Origin of the sequence: Delftia sp. K82, assembly GCF_002193035.1 — a bacterium.
Taxonomy (GTDB): domain Bacteria; phylum Pseudomonadota; class Gammaproteobacteria; order Burkholderiales; family Burkholderiaceae_C; genus Comamonas; species Comamonas acidovorans.
The window spans coordinates 2,893,963-2,916,036 of record NZ_MYFL01000001.1; the positions used below are offsets into that span (position 1 = coordinate 2,893,963).

Genomic DNA, 22,074 nt, shown 5'->3' on the forward strand with positions numbered 1-22,074 from the left:
TGGGGCTGCGCCCCGTTGCACCCTGCACTGCCGTCTATCCCTTGCGCGTGCGAAACAGCAGCCACAGCAGATACACCCCGCCCAGCAGCCCCGTCACCAACCCGATGGGCAGATGCAGGCGCACGGGTGCCCACTGGCTGAGCATGTCGGCCGCCAGCAGTAGAACGGCGCCCATGGCTGCCGCCGTGAACAGGGGCACGTCGGGCGACAGGCCCAGGCGCCTGGCCACCTGGTGCGCGGCCAGCGCGATGAAGGCGATGGGCCCCGCCGCTGCCGTGGCGATGGCGGTCAGGGCCACGGCAGCCATCACCATGGTGAGCCGCGTGCGAGGCACGTTGACGCCGAGCTGGGTGGCGGCATCGTCGCCCAGCTCCAGCAGGTTGATGCGGCGGGCGCACCACAGCACGATGGGCACGATGGCGATGAAGCCCAGCGCGGCGGGCACGACATGGGCCCATGTCCGCGCGCTGAGCGAGCCGGCCAGCCAGCGCTGCGCGGCGACGGCCCGGTCCAGGTCCCCCATGACCAGCAAGATGGTGTTCAGGCCCGAGAGCGTGGCTCCCACGCCTATGCCCACCAGCACCAGCCGGTAGCCGCCGGCCGCACGCCGGCCTCCGGACAGCGCAAGCACGACCGCCGCCGTGGCCATGCCCGACAGCACGGCGGCCAGCGATGTCCACAGCGGCCCGGCGTCACCCAGCACGATGAGCGCAATCGCCCCGCTGGCCGCGCCGGTGGTGAAGCCGATCACGTCCGGCGAGCCCAGCGCGTTGCGGGAGATGGACTGGAAGATGGCACCCGCCATGCCAAGCGACGCGCCCACGAAGACGGCCGTGAGGACACGCGGCAGCCGCACCCGCTGCACGATGCGCTCTGCTGCGGGGTTGGAGCCCGTGCCCAGCAGGCTGTCGAGCACTTCGGCGGGGCTGAGGGACAGGGTTCCCGTGCCCAGCAGCAGCACACCCAGCACCAGGGCCAGCACGACCAGCGCCATGCCCACGGCCAGCGGCCTGGGCCGCCAGAGAAACGAACAGGCTCCCCAGCGCACAACGGATGTGTTCACGGAGGTCTTCATAGCCTGCTCAACCGGTATCTGCACGCCACCCAGACAAAGAACGGCCCGCCGATCAGGCAGGCGACGATGCCCGCAGCCACTTCGGCAGGTGCCGCGACGACACGGCCCAGCACATCGGCACCCAGCAGCAGCACCGCCGCGTAGAGCGCGGACAGCGGCAGTATCCAGCGGTAGTCCGGCCCGCACGAGAGGCGTGCCAGATGCGGCGCCACCAGGCCGACGAAGGCGATGGGCCCCACGGCCGCCGTGGCCGCCCCGGCCAGCAGCATGACCGCCAGGCAGGCCAATTGCGCGGTGGCGCGCACATTGACGCCCAGCGCCAGGCCCACGTCATGCCCCAGCGCCATGGCGTTGAGCTGGCCGACGATGGCCCAGGCCGCCGCCAGCCCCGCCGCCACGGCGGCCGCCAGCACGGCAGCGCTGGCATAGCCGCTGCCCTCCAGGGAGCCGGCCGCCCAGTGGCGGAAGCCGTCGAAGACTTCCGGGGGCGCGTTGAGCAGGATGATGCCGGCGCTGGAGGTGAGCATGACCGACAGGCCGGCCCCGGCCAGGACCAGGCGCACCGGGTGCGCGCCCGCGCCCCGGGATTGGCCGAACGCGAAGACGGCGGCGCCCGCCAGCCCCGCGCCGGCAAAGGCGCACCAGACGTACTGGAGCACGGACGTCAGGCCGAAGGCCGTCATGCCGATGAGCACGGCCAGCGCCGCGCCCGCGTTGACGCCCAGCAGGCCCGGCTCCGCCAGGGGATTGCGGGTGACGGCCTGCATGAGCGCGCCGGCCACGCCCAGCGCCATGCCGGCCAGGATGGCCACCACGGCGCGGGGCATGCGCAGCAGGCTGACGATCAGGTGCTGGTCATCACGCAGGTCCGGAGCCCGCAGCGCGCCGAGGATGTCGGCCAGCGCAATGTCGCGCGAGCCGACGGTGATGCCGAGCACGGCGATGATGGCCAGCGCCAGCAGCCCGCCTGCAAGGCCCAGCCAACGCCTGCAGTGCAGGGAGGACCGCGGGGAGGACCGCGGGGAGGAGCGCAAACAGGAGCGCTGGGCAGGCCGCGCCACCGCGCCTTGGAGCCGTGCACGCATGGCTCAGCGGAAATGGCTTGCCACGGCGTCGACCATCTGCTGCCCCGAGTAGTAGTCGATGCGAAACGAGGTCGGGCCCAGCGGATAGACGCGCCGGCCGGCAACGGCGGGCAGGTTGGCCAGCAGCGGATCGTCCAGGAAGGCCTGCACATCGCCCTGCGAGGCGCCGAGCAGGAAGACGGAGTCGCCGGTGATGGCGGCCGAGAGATTCTCGCGGGAGATGAACTCGAAGTCCGAGGCGCGCGTGACCTGCGCGGCCAGCGCGGGCGGCAGGCCCTCCACCTTGAAGCCCAGTGCGGCCAGCAGCCGCGCATGGGGGCTGGCGGCGCGGCCTATGGAGTAGCTGCCGGCCAGGTTGTAGGCGACGATGCTGACGGGCTGGGCCGGTGGCGTGATGGAGGCGGCGGTCTGCGCCACATGGGCATCGAAGCGGGCAATGGCTGCGGCGGCCTGCTTCGCATGGCCCGTGATGCGGCCCAGCTCGGTGGCGATGTCCTGCCAGGACTGGCTGGAGTAATCGACCACGACCATGGGCACGCCCTGCGCCTGCAGTTCGGTGCGGTGCTGGGCCACGCTGTCGGCCCCGGTGGCGGAGGCCACCAGCAGGTCGGGGCTGGCGCCGATGGCGGCCTCGATGTCGAATTGCAGGTTGCGGTAGAGCACCTGCACGCCGCGCTTGTCGGCAACCGCGGCCCATTGCGAGAAAAAGCCCTTGTCGTCGGTCATGCGGCTGGGCGTGGTCGCGGCGGTCGCGACGACCGGCGCATCGATGGCCAGCAGGATGCCGGTCACGCTGGGCGAGGTGGAGACGATGCGCCGGGGCAGCGGTGCATGGTCTGCGTGAGCTTCAGCCGGCGTATCCGATGTATCCGGCGTATGCGGTGCGGCGCCCGCCACGGGAACGGCGGCGCGTGGAAACCATGCGAAACAGGCCAGCACGGCCAGTGCGGCGGCCGCGCCCAGGGCGGCAAGTTGGAGTCTGTTCATCTCGATCCGAAGCGACGGGGCCGGGCGCCAGGGCGGCGTCTTCAGCATATTCCGTATTGTAGAATTCATTCCACATCGCAAACACCGAAGGACCTATCGATTGTGGGAAATGACCGGCCATGACGCAGCGCCTGAGTGCTGATGCGGTGACGCTGCGCTACGGCGAGCGCACGATTTCGCAGGGCCTGTCCCTTGCCATTCCCGATGGTTCCTTCACCGTCATCGTGGGGCCGAACGCCTGCGGCAAGTCCACCCTGCTGCGCGCGCTGTCGCGGCTGCTGGTGCCGGTGGCCGGGCAGGTCATCCTGGATGGCCGGCACATCTCGCAATTTCCCGCCAAGGAGGTGGCGCGGCGCTTGGGCCTGCTGCCGCAAAGCGCGGTGGCGCCCGAGGGCATCACGGTGGCGGACCTGGTGGCGCGGGGGCGCTACCCCCATCAATCCTTCCTGAGGCAGTGGACGGACGCGGATGAGCAGGCCGTGGCCGAGGCCATGCAGGCCACCGATGTGGCAGTGCTGTCCGACCGCCTGCTGGACGAGCTGTCAGGCGGCCAGCGCCAGCGGGTGTGGATTGCGATGGTGCTGGCGCAGCAGACGCCGATCCTGCTGCTGGACGAGCCCACGACGTTCCTGGACATCGCCCACCAGATCGAGCTGATGGAGCTGCTGGCGGATCTCAACGACGCCGGCCGCACGGTGGTTGCGGTGCTGCACGACCTCAACCAGGCCTGCCGCTATGCCTCGCACCTGATCGCCATGCGCGACGGGCGCATTGCCGCGCAGGGCGCGCCCGGGGCGATCTTCACGGAGCAGTTGGTGCAGGAGGTGTTCGGCCTGCCGGCCGTGATCATGGCGGACCCTGTGTCGGGGACGCCCCTGATGGTGCCCAGGGGGCGCAAGGCCGTGAATGCCATGGAGCGCGCCGCAGGGAACTGAGGCGCCCGGGCATTTTTCCCGGCGCGGCTTTCAAGGCGAATCTGCGCTGAAGGCCCGCCCGCCCGTGGACTGGTTGATCAGGCTGGCCTCGCGGAACAACGCGACCCGGTCTTCCGGTGACTTGAGCTGGCCCAGGTCCGAGACGGTGGTGACCGCGCAGACGATTTCATGCTGCGCATCGAACACCGGCGCCGCCTGGCCCGTGACGTTGGACAGCAGGTGGCTGGTCATCTCGGACCAGCAGCGCTCGCGCACTTCGTCGAGCACGGCCTTGGCCGGCGGCTTGCCACGGAAATGCGGGGGCTGCTGGCGCCGTGCGGCGTCGATGGTGGCCTTGGGCAGGAAGGCCTGGAACACCAGGCCGCAGGCGGTGTTGTCTATGGGCAGGATGTCGCCCAGCGCCAGCGGGTTGATCGAGAAGTAGGCGCTGCGGTACCAGCGCACCAGGGTGGGCCCCCGGTCGGTCCAGATGGCCACGCCGCCGCTGAGCGCATGGCTGTGCGTCAGCGCCTTCATGCGCTGCGCCGCAATCTCCACCGCATCCACACGCTTGAGCGCGCCAATGCCGATGCTCAGCGCCGCGCTGCCCAGGTCATACAGGCCGCTGGCGGGGTCCTGCTTGGCCAGGCCTTCCTTGACGAGGCTTTGCAGGTAGCGGTGGGCCGTGGAGCCCCCCGTTCCCGTTCGCCGGGCCACCTCGCCCAGCGCCAGCTCGCTTTCGGCATTGGCCAGGACCATGAGAAACCGGGTGGCGATGGAGACGGACTGGATGGTGCCGGAGCGCTTCTCGCCGGCTGTCGTCTGAGGTGTTGTTGTTTTCAAGGGCTGGGCTTTCTTGCCTGTACCAGGCGCATCGCAGGTGGGGGCGCAGGCGCCGCCGGTGTCGATGATACCGGCTCTGCCGAAGGCTCTGCACAGGTGCGCGCACACCATTTCGCCGCTGTTTCTTTCTTCCGCATGCGGGAATGCGTTCCCTACTGCGGAATTTCAATGCATGATGGCGACCTTTGAAAAATACGAATCATTCTCATCAAAGGAAGATGCTGTGAAGCTGTGTTTCCATCGCAGGCTCCCGTCCCGGGCGGGCGCCATCGCACTCTCTACCCTGATGGCGCCGGCCGGCGCCTTTGCACAGGGCGCATCGGGTTCCGGGGGGGAGTCCAACGCGCTTGAAGCGGTCGTGGTCAGCGGAGAAAAGGTCAGGCGCGAACTCAAGGACACGGCCTCCTCCGTGTCGGTCAAGGCCGGCAAGGACCTGGCCCGAAAGGAATCCGGCAACGCCTCGGTCCACGAGGTGCTGCACGACGTGCCCAACGTGGTCTACACCGACACGGTGGGTGCGCCCATCATCCGCGGGCAGGACACGCAGGGGCCCAACAACGGCCAGAACGTCTTCTGGGGCGGCACGGTGCCGCGCGCCACCATCAACCTGGATGGGCACTACCTCAACTACAACGAGATGTTCTTCGGCGCGACCTCGGTCTGGGATGTGGAGAGCATCGAGGTGTTCCGCGGCCCGCAGACCACCTCGCAGGGTGCCAATGCCATTGCGGGCGCCATCGTCGTGAACACCAAGGACCCCAGCTTCAAGCGCGAAGGGGCTTACCAGCTGGAGGCGGGCGACTACCACTCGCGGCGTGCGTCCATCGCCGTCTCCGGCCCCGTGAGCGAGGAGCTGGCCGCGCGGCTGGCCGTGGACTACTCGGGGCGCGATACCTTCATCGACTACACCAATCCGCAGTTCCAGCGGGGCCAGGCCGATCAGGATTTCCGCGCGCTGAACGCACGCATGAAGTTCCTGTGGCTGCCCAGCAGCGTTCCGGGCCTGGAGGCCAAGTTCACCTATTCCCACAACGACAGCAACCGCCCCAGCCAGGAGGCAGCGTCCGCTCCGTTCAACGCGCTGGAGCACTGGACGACGACCATGCCCAGCTGGAAGCAGAAGACCGACACCGGCATCCTCGACCTCAGCTACGAGCTGGGCAACGGCGTGCGGCTGGTCAACCAATCCCAGTATTCGCGCTCGTCCGTGCAGCGCTATACGGGCATTCCCGGCGAGGGCGATGCCGATATCCGCCAGAACAATGTCTCCAATGAGTTCCGCGCCCTGGTGGGCAGCGACAAGGACCGCCTGAGCGGCTTCGGCGGCGTCTACTACGCGCGCACCGGCACGGACGAAAGCCTGCTGCTGCGCGGCCTGTCCGCCTTCGACGACACGAAGAAGAACCTGGGCGTCTTCGGCGAGCTGAACTGGCGCCTGGCCGACCGCTGGACCCTGACCAGCGGCCTGCGCTACCAACAGGACGAGGTGGTGCGCACCGGCACTTCGGTGCTGGCACCCACCGCCCTCGACTACACGAAAACCTTCTCGGCCCTGCTGCCCAAGCTGTCCCTGGCCTATGCCGCCACACCGCGCTGGACCGTGGGCGCGCTGGTCAGCCGGGGCTACAACCCGGGCGGTGTGTCGCTGAACCTCACCAGCCGGCAGTGGGCGTATTTCAAGAAGGAGTCGATCTGGAACTACGAGCTGTTCAGCCGTGCCAGCCTGCTCGATGACCGGCTGATGCTCAACACCAACCTGTTCTACATGGACATGCGGGACGCGCAGTACAACATCCCCGTGGTCATCTCCCCGGGCGTGGCCCAGTCCTACACCATCAACGCGGAGAAGGCCCATGCCTACGGCTTCGAGCTGGGCGCCGACTACCGCGCGCTGGACAACCTGCGGATCAAGGCCGGCGTGGGCGTGCTGCGCACCCGCATCGAGGAAATGGGCAGCAACCCCGGCTACGAGCACAACCGCTTCGCCCGCTCGCCCGGCTACAACCTGAGCCTGGGCGTGAGCTGGGACGCCAGCCCCCGGTTCAATGTCTCCGGCCAGGTGCGCCACCTGGACGGCTACTACTCCGATACCGCCAACACGCGCGCCTATGCGGTCGGCTCCAACACCATCGCCGACCTGCGCATGACCTATGCCTACAGCGCGCGCGTGCAGCTGTACGGCTATATCAAGAACGTCTTCGACAGGCGCGCACCGACGTACCTGCAGCAAAACCGCGGCATCGGCGGCATCGAGGCCAGCATGACCGCGCCGCGCATGATCGGCGTGGGCGTGCGCGGAACGTTCTGAGATGGGAATGACAGCAGACATGACAACCCGCAAACCCTTGCACATCGGCCTTTCGCTGGCCCCCACCTGGCTGAGCGGCGACGCCTGGCGGCGGCCCGGCAGCAATATCGAAAGGCTGTACTCCAGCGACTTCGCCCTGGACCTGGCCCGGCGCGCCGAGGCTGCGCACCTGGACTTCGTCTTCCGCCCGGACGTGAGCTTTCTGCCCATGGAGGCGCTGGAGACGGGCGCGGGCTTCGCCAGCCTGGACCCCACGGTGCTGATGGCCGCGCTGGCGCGCGAGACCTCGCGCATCGGCCTGGTGTCCACGGTATCGACCACGTTTTTCCCGCCCTATGCGGTGGCGCGCCAGCTGCAGTCGCTGCACTGGATCAGCAACGGCCGCGCCGGATGGAACATCGTCACGGCCCTGCAGGGCCACGAGAACTTCGGGCTGCAGGCCATGCCCGATGCCGATAAACGCTATGCGCGGGCCGCAGAGTTCACCGACGTGGTACGCCGGCTGTGGGCCAGCTTCCCCAACGAGGCCTTGAAGATCGACCGGGACAGCGGCCGCTACGCCGACGCCTCGCTGGTCCACCCCATAGACCACGAGGGACCGCACCTGAAGGTGCGCGGCCCGCTGAACCTGCCGGAGTTCGGCGGCCCGCGCATTCCGCTGGTGCAGGCGGGCGCGTCCAGCACCGGGCGCGACTTTGCCGCATCGGTGGCAGATATCGTCTTCGCGCCCACGCCGGACCTGGACGCGGCGCTGGAGCTGCGCCGGGACTTGTCTCGGCGCGCCCAGCGCCATGGCCGCCAGGCGCAGGATGTGCGCCTGCTGCCCGGCCTGAGCCTGTACCTGGCCGACACCCGCGAGCAGGCCCAGGAGATGTTCCAGCAGACGCACGGCCGGGTGGACAGGGGCCGCAAGCTGGCATCGATCAAGGCCATGGTCGGCCTGGACCTGACGGACTGGCCTGCAGACCGGCCGATCACCGCGGCCGACCTTCCGTCGCCCGTGGCAACCCCGTCCAGCCGCACGCATGCGGGCCTGCTCAGGCGCCTGATGGAGCGCGAGTCACTGCGCATCGACGAGTTGCTGCTGCGGCCGGAAATCCTCTCCGCCGCGCACTGGCAGGTGGTCGGCACGGTGGACGATGCCGTGGCGCAGATCACCGAGTGGAGCGCTGCCGGCGCCATCGACGGCTTTCTGGCCGCGCCCGGCGGCTCCGTCGAGTCCCTGCATTGCGTGCTGGAGCAGTTGGTGCCGCGCCTGGTGGAGGCCGGCCTGTTCCGCTCCCGCTACACGGGCACCACGTTCATGGAGCACCTCGACGAGTCGAGGTAGGGGCTGCGCCCTGCCCTCGCCGGGCCTTCACTGCGCCCGCGTGTCGGCCCCACCATCGGGCTCGAACGCAAAGCCCACGCCATAGACGGAGCGAATCCACTCATGGCGGTCGTCCGCCGCCTTGAGTTTCTTGCGCAGGTTCTTTATGTGGCTGTCGATGGCGCGTTCGTTCACGTCCAGCGTGTCGGCGCAGGCCAGCTCCAGCAGTTGCGCGCGGGAATACAGGCGGCCGGGCTGACGCATCAGGGCCTGCAGCAAGGTCAGCTCCCGCTTGGTCAGCGGCAGCACGCTGCCGTTGAGCATGGCGCGACCCTGCTCGGGCAGCAGCGTCAGGCGTTGCTGGGCAGGGCCGGGGCCGGTACTGCGGCGCAGCACGGCCTTGACGCGGGCCACGACTTCGCGCGGGGCGAAGGGTTTGCAGATGTAGTCGTCCGCGCCCAGCTCCAGGCCCAGCAGGCGGTCCATTTCCTCGACACGCGCGGTGAGCAGGATGACGGGGCTGGCGCTGTGGGGGCGGAACTGGCGCAGGATGTCCAGGCCGTCCAGCCCCGGCAGCATGATGTCCAGCACGGTGAGGTCGGGCGGGGAGCGCAGCATGCGGTCCAGCGCCTCGCGCCCGTGGCGGATGTGCTCGACTTCGTAGCCTGCATGGCGCAGGTAGTCGATGACGATGGCGGCCATGTCGGTTTCGTCTTCGACCAGGAGGATGCGGGCAGGCTTCATGGCGCGGGATTTTCCAGCAAGGGCAGCCACAGCGTGATGCGCAGGCCGCCGAGCGGCGAGGCAGCCGCCTCGATGCTGCCGCCATGGGCCTGCACGATGGTGCGGCAGATGGCCAGCCCCAGGCCGGAGCCGCCCAGGCCATCGCCGTCGCGCACGCGGGAGGCGTCCACGCGATAGAGGCGGTCGAACAGGCGCGGCAGGTGCTGGCTGGCCACGCCGGGAGCCGTGTCGTCCCAGCGCAGTTGCAGCATGCTGCGGTCCTGCATCTGGACGATTTCGGCGGACACCTGCAGTCGCCCGCCCGCAGCCGTGTAGCGCAGGCTGTTTTCCAGCAGGTTGGCAAACACCTGGTGCAGCCGGTGCGGGTCGCCCTGCACCAGCGGCGGCGGAATGCGCGCGGCCAGCTGGTCCACGGTGGAACGGTCCAGGCCGATGCCGACTTGCTCGAAGCCGGGCCGCGCGCCGTCCAGCGCCTCGCCCAGCAGGGTCAGCACATGCACGGGCACATGGCCCGAGCCGTGCAGGGCCTGCGGGTCGTCCAGGCTCACGCGCAGGTCGCTGACCAGCCGTATCAGCCGCATGATCTGCCGGTGCAGTCGCAGCGCCATGCGGTCGTCCATGGGCAGCACGCCGTCCTGGACGGCCTCGACCTCGGCGCGCATGGTGGACAGCGGTGTGCGCAGCTCATGCGCCACGTCGGCCAGCCAGCGCTGGCGCGAGGCTTCCATGGTGGCCAGCTGCACGGCCATGTCGTTGAAGGTTTCCGCAAGGCGGGCCAGCTCCGCATCGCCCTTGATGGCCACGCGCGTGTCCAGCCGCCCGGCCGCAATGCCGCGCAGGCCGTCGACAAAGGCGCTCAGCGGCTCCAGCCAGCGCCGCGTGAGCCAGGCCGACAGCAGCAGCGCCAACAGCAGGCCGGCCAGCCCGGTCCAGGCCACAAAACCCATCTGCTGCGCGAGGAAGGCGCGGTCCAGGTCGCGCTGCATGCCCTGCCCTGTCTGCACGGGGGACAGCACGATCTCGCCAATGGCCTGCCCGTTGGCGGCGCGCAGAACGCGGTGCGCCGCACCGGGCTGCGGCGCCATGCCGGAGATGAGCTGGCCCTGGGCATCCAGCAGGCCCACGCGCGCCCACGGGCCGCCGAACGGGCGGTCCGGCGGCGGGCCAGGGCGGTCTGTACGGTCGGAGCGATCTGATCGATCTGATCGATCGGCAGGCTCTCCGCCTTCCGGCCCAGGTGGCGGTGGAAACCCCAGGCCCGGCCCCGGACCGTGGCTTCCCTCAAAACCAGGCCTCGGCTCCGGCATGGACATGGGCATGGAGGGCCGTGGCCCGGGCTCGCCCGCAGGAAAGCCCCGGCCCATGCCTGCGCCCGGGCGCACCATGTCGCGCCAGAAACCGGGGTTGGCGCGCGCCGCATCCCAGCCGCCGTTTTGCTCATGGTGCTGCACCAGCCGCTCGGCCAGCCCGTCCATGCCGGTCAGCTCCACCTCGGCCATGTACGGGCCCAGGCCCCGCTGCAGCCCCAGGCGCGAGAACCCGAGAAACACCAGCAGCAGGGCCACCAGCAGCACGGCCAGGGCGAAGAAGGCCTTGTGCTGCAGCTTCAGGCGCGGGAGGCGGAGGCTCATTCAGTTGCTGCGTCAGACGGCAATGCCGATGGATATCGTGGCGGTGTGGCCATTGGTGGTGTCTCCGATGAAGGTGGGCGTCTGCCAGGCGATCTGCTCGCTGGTGTTGTCGCCGAAGACATTGTCCGATGTCACGCTGACCCGCGACAGGTTGGCGACGCTGGCGCTGTAGCCGCTGACACCGGCATAGACGGCGCTGGCCACGTCCTTGGGCATGGCCATCTGCGAGGTCAGCAGCTTGTTGGTGTAGCTGCCGGCCGTGTTGAGGCTGCGGAACACCTCGAAGTGCATGTGCGGCCAACGCCCGTCATAGCAGCCCGGGAAGATGGTCACAAAGGTGCATTCGCCATTGCTGTCGGTCGCCTGTACGCCGCGCAGGAAGTTCTGGTTGAGCAGGTCGGTGGAGTACAGCGAATACTCGCCCTCGCGGGTGCAATGCCACAGGTAGATGGCATAGCCTTCCAGCGGGCTGCAGTTGGTGCTGACGTTGACCAGGGTGATCCTGAGCGTCAGCGGCAGGCCCGCAGCCGTGCCGCTCATGCCGCCAAAGCTGCTGCGCAGGTCGCTGCGCACCACGCCGTTTTGCGACAGCACGTTGACCAGGCTGCCGCGCGAGCCGTTGGAGCCGTCGGCGGGGTAAGGGCCTTCGGTCTCCGTGGGATCGACCATGCAGGTGGTGGTCGTGGTTCCCGTACCTGTGCCTGTGTCGGTGCCCGTTCCTGTCCCGGATCCGGTGCCCGTGCCGGTTCCTGTCGAATCACTGGAATCACCACCGCCGCCACCGCAGGCGGACAAGAGCGCGGCAGCGCCACCGGCAGCCATCAGGCCCAACAGGCGGCGGCGCTCGAACAGGCGGCGCGCCATGACTTGCAGATCGTGCTGAAGGCCCAGGTCGTGGGCAAGATCATGGGCATCGTGAGAGTGGTTCATGGGGATGGCTTTTCATGAGGGCCTGTGCGCAGGCCCGTGGGGTTGCAGACAGCCCGGCGGCGTGGCCCGCCGGGCCACGCGATCACTGCTGCGGATGGGGCGGCGGCCCGCCTGCGCCGGGCCCGCCGGCCGGCATGGCCACCAGCTGCCCGTTCAGGCTGCGGCAGGTGCCGGCCAGCGTCTTGCCATCGGGCATGGTCAGCGTCACGCTGTCACCCTCGGCCTTGCCCTGGCAGGCGGTATAGGCCTCGGGTGGCGGCGACGGCGGATTGCCGTGCCCCCCGTGGCCCTGCGCATGGCTGCAGGCCGCCGCGAAGGCCGCCATAGCCAGCACCAGGGCCGGGCGAATGCGTGAAGCGTTGGTTTGCGAGAAATCAATCATGGTCTTTTCCTGGAGTTGCCAAGGAATTCTTGCGACCAATCTGGGGGGAAATTGGGAGAAGTGGGGACGAGCTGGTACAAGCTCACAGAGCGAGTGAGTCAACAAGCTCTGCATCGCACAACAGAACCATGAAACCAACAAGATTCCTGCTGCTGGCCGCCCTGCTCGGCCCACCCGCTCTTGCCGCAGATCTGACCGTGATCGAAATGCATGCGGCAAGCGGCAATGATCGCCGGTACAGCCTGGATGGCCAGCGGGTCAGTCCGGCTCAGTTGAGAAACACACTCTCCAGGAAGCTGACCGCAGCCCCCGATGCCAAAAGTACGGTTCGCATTGCCGTGCTGGTCGATCCCGATGTGAAGGTCGGCGCCCTCTCCGAGCTTCGCGGCCTGGTGATGAAGGTGGGGTTCGGCATGCCGCGCTATTTCATGACGACGCGGGTGAATGACAGGCTCTCCGAGATCCAGGTGAACTACAGCCCGGTCTTCCCTAGAAGCGGGCTGGAGGCGGTGATGTCGTCCGGCCAACCGGCTGCAGATCCAGCGGCAACAGCGCCCGCTCCACCTCGCTGATCCCAGTCAGTATCTGTAGTGCCCTTGCGTTGTCCTTCGCGGTCAGGGGGCCATGCGCTTATTCCAGCGTGACATTGGCCTTCTTGACCAGGCGCGCAAAGCGTTCCTGCTCGGAGCGCAGGAACTGGGCTGCTGCCTCGGGGCTGTTGAGCACGGTGTATTCGTCGCGCCGTGCAAAGCCGGCCTTGACCTCGGGGTCGGCAAAGGCGGTGGCGATGCCGTCGTGCAGGCGCCGCACCTGGGCGGGCGGCATGCCCTTGGGGCCTATGGCGGCCACCCAGCCGGCGATGTCCACGCCGGGAAAGCCCTGCTCTGCCACGGTGGGCACATCGGGCAGCGATGCCACGCGCTCGCGGCCCATGATGCCGATGGCACGCAGCGCGCCGGATTTGAGGTGCGCCTGCGCCGTGCCAACGGCGATCACGCCGAAGTCCACCTGCCCGCTGAGCAAATCCACCACCATCTGGCCCACGCCCTTGTAGGGAATGTGGCGTGCCGTGGTGCCGGCCGCGTCCAGAAAGACTTCGGCCGCGAGGTGGAAGATGGTGCCGTTGCCGGACGAGGCGTAGTTGAGGTCGCCGGGCCGCGCCTTCATGATCGCCTGCAGTTCGCGCGCATTGCGCGCCGCCACCTTGGGGTGGACGACCAGCACGAAGGGCGAGCCGCCGACGATGGACAGCGGCGTGATGTCGGCCAGGCTGTCGTAGGGCAGCTTCTTGAAGACGCTGGGGTTGACGGCGTGGTTGTTGGAGATGAAGGCGATGGTGTTGCCATCGGCCGGCGCCTTGACCAGAGCCTGCGTTCCCGTGATGCCGCCCGCGCCCGGCAGGTTCTCCATGACCACGGGCTGGCCGCCCAGCGAGCGCACCAACGCAGTCTGGGCCGAGCGCACGATGGTGTCGGCGCCCGAGCCTGCCCCCACGGGCAGGATGACGCGCAGCGGCGTGCCATTTTGGGCGCGCACGCCCAGGGCAGCGGCCCCCAGTGATGCGCCGGCCAGGGCCAGCAGGGTGCGGCGGCGGGTGGGATGGGACGAGTGCATGGGGTTGTCTCCTTTTTGTGTTGTCTCATGCGCGCCGGGGTGTTTTTCTGCGGCCTTCGGCGCCCGGGGTTGGCTGTCAGGTCCGTGATGCAAGGGCTCCGAGGATTTCTTCGGTGTGCTCGCCAATTCCGGCCAGCGGCATGCGCACGCCGGGGCGGTGGCCGTTCATGAGCAGGGGCAGCAGCACCACGTCGGTCTGGCCGCCGTCTTCGGTCTGCATGGAAGCCAGGCCGCCGCTTTGGCGCAGGTGCGGGTCGTCCACCAGTTGCTCGGGCCGCGTGATGGGCGCGTAGGGAATGCCTGCGGCCTCCAGCTGCGGCGCAAGCCGGGCCGATTCATGGCTGGCCAGGATGGCGCCCAGCTCGGCCAGCAGTTGGGGGCGCACGGCCACGCGGGCGGCGTTGTCGGCGTATTCGGGGCGCTGCAGCAGGTCGGCGCGGTCCAGCACGCGGCACAGGGTGGCGAACTGCTTGTCGCTGACGGCGCCGATGAACAGCTGCTCGCCACCGGCCAGGGTGAACACGTCGTAGACGCTCCAGGCCGATACGCGCGAGGGCATGGGCGGCGGTGCCTCGCCCGTCATCAGGTACTGCTGCATGTGCTGGGAGGACAGGAAGACGCAGTTCTCGAACAGCGCGCTTTGCACCTCCTGGCCGCGCCCGGTGCGCTCACGCTCGCGCAGGGCGGCGAGCACGCCGATGGCGCCGAACATGCCGCCCATGATGTCGTTGACGCTGGTGCCCGCGCGCAGCGGCCGGCCCACGGGGCCGGTCATGTACGACAGGCCGCCCATCATCTGCACCACCTCGTCCAGCGCCAGGCGCTTTTCGTAGGGGCCGGGCAGAAAACCCTTGTGGCTGACGTAGATGAGGCCGGGCGAGCGCTGCGACAGCGTGGCGTAGTCCAGGCCCAGGGACTGCATGAGGCCGGGGCGGAAGTTCTCCAGCACCACGTCGCTGCCAGCGGCCAGCTCGGCAGCGGTGGCGCGGCCCGCTTCGGTGGTGATGTCCAGCACCACGCTTTTCTTGTTGCGGTTGAAGCTGCGGAAAAAGCCGATGCCCAGGCCGGGCAGCGTGCGCGTTTTGTCGCCGCCCGGTGGCTCGACCTTGATGACTTCGGCGCCCAGGTCGGCCAGGATCATGCCGCAGGTGGGGCCCATGACCATGTGGGTGAATTCGATGACGCGGATGCCGGACAGCGGCAGCAGGGGTTCGGTGGCCATACAGGTGTGCTCGTGGGAAGGTAAGGGGTTCATGCAGCGGCGGTGGCTGCGTCGGCGGTGACGCTGCGCGGCAAGCCCGCGCGCCACAGCGCGCCGTGCAGGCTTTCGCCCTCCAGCCAGGCGGCCACCTTGGCGCGCAGGCGCAGCAGGGCCTCGATGTCCAGGCCCGTGTCGATGTCCATGGTGTCCAGCATGAAGGCCAGGTCTTCGGTGGAGGCATTGCCGCTGGCGCCGGGCGCATGGGGGCAGCCACCGATGCCGGCCAGCGTGGCGTCGAAGCGCGCGACGCCGGTTTGCAGTGCGGCATGCACATTGGCCAGCGCCAGGCCGCGCGTGTCGTGGAAGTGGCCGCACCAAAAGCGTTCGCCCGCAATGCGCCTCGCCTGCTCGAACAGCGATTGCACCTGGCCCGGCCCGCCATGGCCCACGGTGTCGGCCATGCTGACGCGGTCGGCCCCCGCGTCCAGCAGGGCCTGCATGCAGCGCAGCACCTCGGCCGGCTCCACCCTGCCCTGCAGCGTGCAGCCGAAGGCCGTGCCAATGCCGCCTTCGATCAGCATCTTCGAACCTGCGGCATCGCGTGCGGCACGCATGCGGGCCACCTCGGCCACGACCTCATCGGGCGTCTTGCGCAGGTTGGCCAGGCTGTGGGCATGGCTGGCCGACAGCGGCACCAGCATCAGGTCGGCCCCGCTGGCAAGGGCGCTTTCGGCACCGCGCAGATTGGGCACCAGCACGGAGACGAACAGGCCCGGCAGCGTTCGGGCATAGGCCACCAGCTCGGCCGTGTCGGCCAGTTGGGGCAGCAGGCGCGCAGGGACAAAGGAGCCGACTTCGATCTCGCGCTGGCCGGCAGCGTAGGCATCGCGTATCCATTCCTTCTTGCGCTCGGTGGACAGCACGGTCTGGATGCTTTGCAGGCCATCGCGCAGGCCGACCTCGCGGATGACGGCGGACTGCAGGGCACGGATGGGTTCTGGCATGGGAAGGTTCGCGTGGGGTGGTTTGTCTTGAATGGCACTTTAGACATTCCCACCAGCGTGCAGAAGCGATAATTTTTCGCCTCAGAGTTTCCCAAATGGAAATCCATAACCGCCATGAAAGACCTGGACCTGACCACCCTGCGGCTCTTTGTCGCGGCCTGCGACCTGGGCAATATTGCCCGCGCGGGCGAGCAGCAGCACATCGGCTCATCTGCCATCAGCAAGCGCATGGCGCTGCTGGAAGAGCAGGTACAGGCCCCGCTGCTGGAGCGCCACCGCCGGGGCGTGGTGCCCACGGCAGCCGGGCTGATGCTGCTGGAGCATGCACGCGCCATGCTGGCCAGCGCCGACCGCGCGGCGCGCGACATGGCGGCCTACCAGCACGGCGTGAAGGGACAGGTGCGGATACTGGCCTCGGTCTCGTCGATTGCCGAGTCGCTGCCCGATGACATCGCCGCCTTTCTGCAAAAGCCCGAGCACGCGCAGATCCGCGTGGACATCGAGGAGCTGACCAGCAGCGAAATCATCCGATCCATCCGCGAAGGCCTGGCCCTGGTGGGCGTGTGCTGGAACGCAGCCGATCTGGAGGGCCTGCAGACCCTGCCCTACCGCTGCGACACCCTGGCCGTGGCCGTGCCGGCCGGCCACCCGCTGGCCTTGCGCGACAGCTGCAGCTTCAGCGAAACGCTGGATTGCGAGCATGTGGGCCTGCCCGCCTCCACGGCCGTCTACACCATGCTGGCGCGGGCGGCGGCCATCATCGGCCGGCCCATCAATTACCGCGCCGTGGTCAGCTCCTTCGACGCCACGATCCGCTGCGTGCGCGCCGGCCTGGGCGTGGCCATCATGCCCAGGGAGATCCTGGGCATGGCGGGCTCCGGTCAGGGCGTACAGGGCGTGCAGGGTGTGCAGGGTGTGCACATGGTGCCGCTCACCGATGCCTGGGCGCGGCGCCAGTTCGCCATCTGCTTCAGGGACGGCAGCCGGCTATCGCCTGCGGCGCGCACGCTGGTGGACTATCTGGCCGGGTGCGCGCAGGCGGGCTGAGCCGGCCTTGGGAGTTATCACGATTAATTGAAGTTTGCGTGATACATCCGCTACAGGGTCCCTCCAACAATGGGACCCATGAACACCGCGCTCATCACCCCCCAACCGGCACAGCCCCAGGATGGCCAGCGCATCCACCCGCTGTGGCTGCGCCTCACGCATTGGCTCAATGCGCTGGCCGTGGTCATCCTGGTGACCAGCGGCTGGCGCATCTACAACGCGGCGCCGTTCTTTGATTTCAGCTTTCCGGGCTCCATCACGCTGGGCGGCTGGCTGGGCGGGGCGCTGCAATGGCATTTCGCGGCCATGTGGCTGCTGGTGTTCAACGGATTGCTGTACCTGCTGCTCAACATCGCCAGCGGCCGGTGGCTGCGCAAGTTCTTTCCCGTCAGCGTGCAGGGCGTGCGCCAGGACCTGGTGGCCGCCCTCAAGGGCCGGCTCTCGCACGCCGACCCGGCCCGCTACAACCATGTGCAAAAGCTGGCCTACCTGTTCGTGGTGCTGGACCTGGTGGTGATCGTGCTGTCGGGCCTGGTGCTCTGGAAGTCGGTGCAGTTCCCGCTACTGCGCGAGCTGATGGGCGGCTATGAGTCCGCAAGGCGCGTGCACTTCTTCGGCATGGCTGCGCTGGTGGCCTTTGTGGTGGTGCACCTGGCGATGGTCGCCCTGGTGCCCCGGACCTTCCTGACCATGATCCACGGCCGTGCGCCCAAGTCCCCATGAAAATCTTCAAAGCCCCTTCCCTGCCCGGCGTCGATGGCGCGGCCGTGGTGCACGAGGCACGCTCGCTGATCGCCCGCAAGCTGGACCAGCCCGCACGCCGCGCCTTCTTGCAACGCTCGCTGACGCTGGGCGGCCTGTCCCTGCTCACGGGCTGCAGCATCAGCGATGACAGCCACGTCGAGGCCGCGCTCAGCCAGGTATCGCGCTTCAACGACCGCATGCAGGGCCTGCTCTTCAGCCCCACGCGGCTGGCGCCCACCTATTCCGCAGCCGAGATCACGCGCCCCTTCCCCTTCAATGCCTATTACGGAGAGGACGAGGTGCGCGAGGTGGACGGGGCCAGCTGGCGCCTGGAGGTGACCGGCATGGTCGCCGACCGCCATGCCTGGACCCTGGCCGAGCTGCGCGCCATGCCGCAGGACGAACAGATCACGCGCCATATCTGCGTGGAAGGCTGGAGCGCCATAGGCCGCTGGGGCGGCGTGCGCTTTGCCGATTTCCTGCGCCACATAGGCGCCGACACCAGTGCCAAGTACATCGGCTTCAAGTGCGTGGACGACTACTTCACCAGCATCGACATGGCCACGGCCCTGCATCCGCAGACGCTGATGGCATTGACTTACGACGGGCAGCCCCTGCCGCCCAAATATGGCTTTCCGATGAAGCTGCGCATGCCCACCAAGCTGGGCTACAAGAACCCGAAGCACATCCAGGCCATTTTCGTCACCAACACCTACTCCGGCGGCTACTGGGAAGACCAGGGCTACAACTGGTTCGGAGGCAGCTGAGCGGCCTTCCAAGCCGCTGGGCCGCCAACGAAGGTGCGAGGCCGGGCCCATCCAAAGCCGGCCGATTTGCAATCCCGCAAACCGCTAATCCAAAGGAAGACTCAAATGACCAAGCTCACCACCACCCTGCTCGCCACCTGCCTCGCCCTGGCCGGTGCCACCACGGCATTCGCTGCGGATGAGATGGCGAAGGACGGCATGTCCAAAGGAGCCATGTCCAAGGATTCGATGTCCAAGGATGGAATGAAGAAGGACTCCATGGCCAAGGACGGCATGAAGAAAGACTCCATGTCCAAGGACGGGATGAAGAAGGACTCGATGTCCAAGGACGGCATGCACAAAGATGGCATGCACAAGGACGGCATGTCCAAGGATGGAATGAAGAAGGATTCCATGGGCAAGGACGCCATGTCCAAATAAGCAGACGGACTCGCCTGATCCGTCTGGTGCCCTCCAGGCGGTCGGGCCGTCGGGGCTGCTTGGAAAGCTGACTGGGGCTGCCGATCAGGCAACCAGGCACAGAGCCCGGTCCTGCCTGCGCCCCGAATGCCCGCTCCGCAACAGAAGCGGGCCGGCGGGCTTCAGCGGCGCTGCGGAGGACGCGGGCCCGGTGCGCCGGAGCGTTGCTCGATGTGGCGGAACGTGAGGCGACCCTTGTTCAGGTCATAGGGCGACATTTCAAGCGTCACCTTGTCGCCGGCCAGCACGCGGATGCGGTGCTTGCGCATTTTTCCGCCGGTATAGGCGATGAGCTGGTGGCCGTTTTCCAGCGTTACGCGGAAGCGGGAATCAGGCAGCACTTCGTCTACCCGGCCTTGCATTTCGATCAGTTCTTCTTTAGCCAATGGGACTCCTGTGAGTACATGTTGAAAGGGTTGCGTCGCCGCAAGTTGCTGGTGCAGCACCATGCTGCGGCCTTGGGCCAGCGCAGGATGACCGCTGCACGCAGGCAGCGGAGCATCGAAAAAGGGAAAAGAGGACCCTGCAGGTGGCAGGGAGAGTGCGGACCCGGGAGGTGGGTTGGATTCGCGTGGTGCTCGCCGTTGAGAGTGACAGTTGCGGACCTCGTCACAGACTTTGTGACAGTGGGCGGCTAACGGCAGCCCGGAGACCGCGAAGGTGTCAGACGGGCACTGAGGAGGCGAACAACAAGGACAGCACCTCCATCAGTATAGGTGAATTGCCGGCCGCGCGTTGAAGCGGCGCCGGGTACCGCACCTGTCCGGGGCGGCATTTTCCCTGTCGCGACTGGGGCAATTCGCAGTCGAACCGGAAGTAGTGCCCTCTCTAGGTGGTTGCCGCGGCATCGAAGCGGCCGCAGGCGGCCCGCCTCATGCCTTTCACCTATCCCAGCTTGGGCAGCAGATTGAACAGCAGCACCATCAGCAGGCCGACAAAGGACACGATGGACTGGACCACGGTAATGGTCTTGGTGGCCTCGCCCATGCTCATGCCGAAGGACTCCTTCACCATCCAGAAGCCCGCGTGGTTGGCATAGTTGAAGAACAGCGAGCCGCAGCCGATGGCCAGCGCCAGCAGCGGCACGTTCAGCGAAGGATCGGAGGCCGCCAGCGGCGCCAGCAGGCCCGCCGCGCCCACGATGCCCACGGTGGCCGAGCCGGTGGACACCGACAGCAGCATGGCGATCATCCAGCCCAGCACCAGCGGAGGCAGGGCGAACTGCTGGGTCATGTGGACGATGGCATCGCCCACCTTGGCGCTGGTCAGGATCTGCTGGAAGGCACCGCCGCCCGCAATGATGAGCATGATGCCGGCGATGGGCTTGAGGCTCTGGCCCAGCGCGTCGCGCAGCTTCTCTGCGTCGGCGCCGCGCAGATAGCCGAGGGTGATGGAGGCAAACACCACGCCCAGCAGCATGGCCACCAGCGGATTGCCCAGGAAGGCCGCCGCATGCAGCAGGCCCGAATCCTTGGGCAGCAGCACCTCGGCCAGCGCATGCACCAGCATCAGCAGCGCGGGCAGCAAGGCGCACAGCACGCCCATGCCGATGCTGGGCGCACTGCCCTCCCCGCCTTCCTTCTTGCCTGATGTGAACTGCTCCAGCAGGGCTGCATCGGGGCGCGTGCTCATGCGCGGCGTGATGAAGGCACCATACAGCGGGCCACCCAGCACCATGGCGGGAATCACGGCCAGAAAGCCGTACAGCATGGTCGGGCCGACCGTGGTGTGCAGCGTGGCGATGGCGGTGAGCGGGCCGGGGTGCGGCGGCACCATGCCGTGCATGGCGGCCAGCGCGGCGATCACGGGCACGCCCACATAGACATAGGCCGATCCCTTGAAGCGCTCATTGCTTTCCAGCTTGCGCGCCACGCTGAAGATCAGCGGCAGCATGACCACCAGCCCCACCTCGAAGAACATGGGAATGCCGATCACGAAGGCCACCAGGGTCATGGCCCAGGGAATCATGCGCTCGGACGTGCGCTGCAGGATGGCACTGGCCAGCCGCTCGGTGGTGCCGGAGTCCGCCAGGATCTTGCCCAGCATGGCACCCAGGGCAATCACCACGCCCACCGCGCCCAGCGTCTTGCCGGCCCCGTTGGTGAGGTTCTTGACGATCTCGCCCGGCGCCATGCCCGTGGCAAAGCCCACGCCAATGGAAACCACCAGCAGCGCCAGCAGGGGATGAAGACGGATGCGCGAGACGATCAGCGCGACGAGGACCAGCACGCTGGCCAGCGCGATGAGCAGCAGTTGGGTATCGAATGAAGACATAGGAAGCTTGGAGTTGTGATTCTTGGCGTTGGACCCCGCCTGCGCGCTTGCGGCATGCGGCATGCCGCAAGCGGTGGGCGGTTTCCAATCGCTACAAATCGTATGCCTGGGCCTGTCGGCGGGTTGTAGGTTTCAGGCTTGTTCACAGAGTTCGCGCTGGCGCCGGTCCACAATCGTGCCTGCCGGGCAAGCCGGCGCTGCCATCCCGGAACCCATGCGCATACACCATCCCCCCGCACCGGAGCTGCCCGGAATCTCCCTTCGCCAGATCGAACGCTCGGACATCGGCGCCTGGTACGCCTACCTGAGGCTGCCCGCCGTCACCGAGCACACCAGTTGGAGCCTCGCCTCAGGCGATGACCTGCTGCCGCTGTTCGATGCGTTCGAGTCCCCGTCCGCCGACTCCCAGCGCCGCCTGGCCGTCGTCGATGCCCGCAGTGGCCGGATGGTGGGCAGCATCGGCTTTCACACCATCTCCGGCGTGAACCGCTCCGCCGAAATCGCCTACGACCTCGCCCCGGAGTACTGGGGACGCGGCATAGCCAAGGCCCTGTGCGCGACAGTGACCCAATGGGCCTTTCAGGAATACGGATTCATCCGCATCCAGGCTGCGGTGCTGGAGTCGAACCAGGCCTCGGCCAGGGTCGTGCAGGCCTGCGGGTACCGGCATGAGGGGCTGCTGCGTTCGTTCAGGCTGGTTCGCGGGATGCCCAGGGACTATGCGCTCTATGCGCGGCTTGCGGCAGACGAATGAGC

The 22,074-nt window shown here is 67.9% G+C and carries 22 protein-coding genes; 9 read left to right on the forward strand and 13 right to left on the reverse strand.

What is annotated here, in order from left to right:
- Positions 1-34 precede the first annotated feature (34 nt).
- The 3 genes from KDK82_RS12720 to fepB are packed head-to-tail and all read right to left on the reverse strand — an operon-like array spanning position 35 to position 3,147.
- Positions 35-1,075, reverse strand: a complete 1,041-nt coding sequence (locus KDK82_RS12720; RefSeq protein WP_088165091.1) for an iron chelate uptake ABC transporter family permease subunit — start codon at positions 1,073-1,075, stop codon at positions 35-37.
- Positions 1,072-2,160 carry an iron ABC transporter permease gene (locus KDK82_RS12725; RefSeq protein ID WP_088165092.1) on the reverse strand — a complete coding sequence of 363 codons (1,089 nt, stop codon included), beginning with the start codon at positions 2,158-2,160 and terminating at the stop codon, positions 1,072-1,074. The genes KDK82_RS12720 and KDK82_RS12725 overlap by 4 nt, the downstream gene beginning before the upstream one ends.
- Positions 2,161-2,163: 3 nt before the next feature.
- Positions 2,164-3,147 (reverse strand): Fe2+-enterobactin ABC transporter substrate-binding protein, encoded by a 984-nt coding sequence (gene fepB / locus KDK82_RS12730; protein ID WP_088165514.1) that lies wholly within the window; start codon positions 3,145-3,147, stop codon positions 2,164-2,166.
- 119 nt (positions 3,148-3,266) lie between these two features.
- Here fepB and KDK82_RS12735 point away from each other — a divergent pair, with 119 nt between their 5' ends.
- Positions 3,267-4,082: an ABC transporter ATP-binding protein gene (locus tag KDK82_RS12735; protein WP_088165093.1), complete on the forward strand. Its 816-nt coding sequence runs from the start codon at positions 3,267-3,269 to the stop codon at positions 4,080-4,082.
- A gap of 30 nt (positions 4,083-4,112) precedes the next feature.
- Here KDK82_RS12735 and KDK82_RS12740 read toward each other — a convergent pair whose 3' ends face one another.
- Positions 4,113-4,904, reverse strand: a complete 792-nt coding sequence (locus KDK82_RS12740) for an IclR family transcriptional regulator (protein ID WP_088165515.1) — start codon at positions 4,902-4,904, stop codon at positions 4,113-4,115.
- A gap of 358 nt (positions 4,905-5,262) precedes the next feature.
- Here KDK82_RS12740 and KDK82_RS12745 point away from each other — a divergent pair, with 358 nt between their 5' ends.
- Both KDK82_RS12745 and KDK82_RS12750 read left to right on the forward strand, forming a co-directional pair.
- On the forward strand, positions 5,263-7,212 hold the full coding sequence (locus KDK82_RS12745; protein WP_256974472.1) for a TonB-dependent receptor: 1,950 nt from the start codon (positions 5,263-5,265) through the stop codon (positions 7,210-7,212).
- 19 nt (positions 7,213-7,231) lie between these two features.
- On the forward strand, positions 7,232-8,542 hold the full coding sequence (locus KDK82_RS12750) for an NtaA/DmoA family FMN-dependent monooxygenase (protein ID WP_088165095.1): 1,311 nt from the start codon (positions 7,232-7,234) through the stop codon (positions 8,540-8,542).
- 27 nt (positions 8,543-8,569) lie between these two features.
- On the opposite strand, the gene KDK82_RS12755 is transcribed toward KDK82_RS12750, so the two are convergent.
- The 4 genes from KDK82_RS12755 to KDK82_RS12770 form a co-directional block, all read right to left on the reverse strand.
- A complete protein-coding gene (locus KDK82_RS12755; RefSeq protein ID WP_088165096.1) occupies positions 8,570-9,265 on the reverse strand; it encodes a response regulator in 696 nt (231 codons plus the stop codon).
- Positions 9,262-10,896, reverse strand: a complete 1,635-nt coding sequence (locus KDK82_RS12760) for an ATP-binding protein (protein ID WP_088165097.1) — start codon at positions 10,894-10,896, stop codon at positions 9,262-9,264. Before KDK82_RS12760 ends, KDK82_RS12755 begins: the two co-directional genes overlap by 4 nt.
- 12 nt (positions 10,897-10,908) lie before the next feature.
- Complete coding sequence (locus tag KDK82_RS12765) at positions 10,909-11,826, reverse strand: intradiol ring-cleavage dioxygenase (protein ID WP_088165098.1); 918 nt, start codon at positions 11,824-11,826, stop codon at positions 10,909-10,911.
- A gap of 82 nt (positions 11,827-11,908) precedes the next feature.
- On the reverse strand, positions 11,909-12,208 hold the full coding sequence (locus KDK82_RS12770) for a hypothetical protein (protein ID WP_088165099.1): 300 nt from the start codon (positions 12,206-12,208) through the stop codon (positions 11,909-11,911).
- 128 nt (positions 12,209-12,336) lie between these two features.
- Between KDK82_RS12770 and KDK82_RS12775 the strand changes: the two genes are divergently transcribed.
- Complete coding sequence (locus tag KDK82_RS12775; protein ID WP_088165100.1) at positions 12,337-12,780, forward strand: hypothetical protein; 444 nt, start codon at positions 12,337-12,339, stop codon at positions 12,778-12,780.
- A 58-nt stretch (positions 12,781-12,838) separates the two neighbouring features.
- Here the strand turns inward: KDK82_RS12775 and KDK82_RS12780 are convergent, their stop codons facing one another.
- From KDK82_RS12780 to KDK82_RS12790, 3 genes are all read right to left on the reverse strand, one after another.
- A complete protein-coding gene (locus KDK82_RS12780; RefSeq protein WP_088165101.1) occupies positions 12,839-13,822 on the reverse strand; it encodes a tripartite tricarboxylate transporter substrate binding protein in 984 nt (327 codons plus the stop codon).
- 76 nt (positions 13,823-13,898) lie between these two features.
- A complete protein-coding gene (locus tag KDK82_RS12785) occupies positions 13,899-15,044 on the reverse strand; it encodes a CaiB/BaiF CoA transferase family protein (RefSeq protein ID WP_368731462.1) in 1,146 nt (381 codons plus the stop codon).
- 29 nt (positions 15,045-15,073) lie between these two features.
- Positions 15,074-16,027, reverse strand: coding sequence for a hydroxymethylglutaryl-CoA lyase (locus tag KDK82_RS12790; RefSeq protein ID WP_088165103.1), 954 nt, complete (start codon positions 16,025-16,027; stop codon positions 15,074-15,076).
- A gap of 114 nt (positions 16,028-16,141) precedes the next feature.
- Here KDK82_RS12790 and KDK82_RS12795 point away from each other — a divergent pair, with 114 nt between their 5' ends.
- The 4 genes from KDK82_RS12795 to KDK82_RS12810 all read left to right on the forward strand — a co-directional run bounded on the left by KDK82_RS12795 (position 16,142) and on the right by KDK82_RS12810 (position 19,005).
- Positions 16,142-17,074, forward strand: coding sequence for a LysR family transcriptional regulator (locus KDK82_RS12795; protein ID WP_088165104.1), 933 nt, complete (start codon positions 16,142-16,144; stop codon positions 17,072-17,074).
- 78 nt (positions 17,075-17,152) lie between these two features.
- Complete coding sequence (locus KDK82_RS12800; protein ID WP_179217901.1) at positions 17,153-17,797, forward strand: cytochrome b/b6 domain-containing protein; 645 nt, start codon at positions 17,153-17,155, stop codon at positions 17,795-17,797.
- Entirely contained in the window at positions 17,794-18,585 is a 792-nt protein-coding gene (locus tag KDK82_RS12805; protein ID WP_088165106.1) for a molybdopterin-dependent oxidoreductase, read from the forward strand. The genes KDK82_RS12800 and KDK82_RS12805 overlap by 4 nt, the downstream gene beginning before the upstream one ends.
- 105 nt (positions 18,586-18,690) lie before the next feature.
- Positions 18,691-19,005 carry a pentapeptide MXKDX repeat protein gene (locus tag KDK82_RS12810; RefSeq protein WP_088165107.1) on the forward strand — a complete coding sequence of 105 codons (315 nt, stop codon included), beginning with the start codon at positions 18,691-18,693 and terminating at the stop codon, positions 19,003-19,005.
- A 161-nt stretch (positions 19,006-19,166) separates the two neighbouring features.
- On the opposite strand, the gene infA is transcribed toward KDK82_RS12810, so the two are convergent.
- Both infA and KDK82_RS12820 read right to left on the reverse strand, forming a co-directional pair.
- Complete coding sequence (infA, locus tag KDK82_RS12815) at positions 19,167-19,430, reverse strand: translation initiation factor IF-1 (protein WP_012204971.1); 264 nt, start codon at positions 19,428-19,430, stop codon at positions 19,167-19,169.
- Between the two features lie 499 nt (positions 19,431-19,929).
- Positions 19,930-21,318: a GntP family permease gene (locus KDK82_RS12820; protein ID WP_016453662.1), complete on the reverse strand. Its 1,389-nt coding sequence runs from the start codon at positions 21,316-21,318 to the stop codon at positions 19,930-19,932.
- A 214-nt stretch (positions 21,319-21,532) separates the two neighbouring features.
- Here KDK82_RS12820 and KDK82_RS12825 point away from each other — a divergent pair, with 214 nt between their 5' ends.
- Positions 21,533-22,072, forward strand: a complete 540-nt coding sequence (locus tag KDK82_RS12825) for a GNAT family N-acetyltransferase (protein WP_088165108.1) — start codon at positions 21,533-21,535, stop codon at positions 22,070-22,072.
- Positions 22,073-22,074 lie beyond the last annotated feature (2 nt).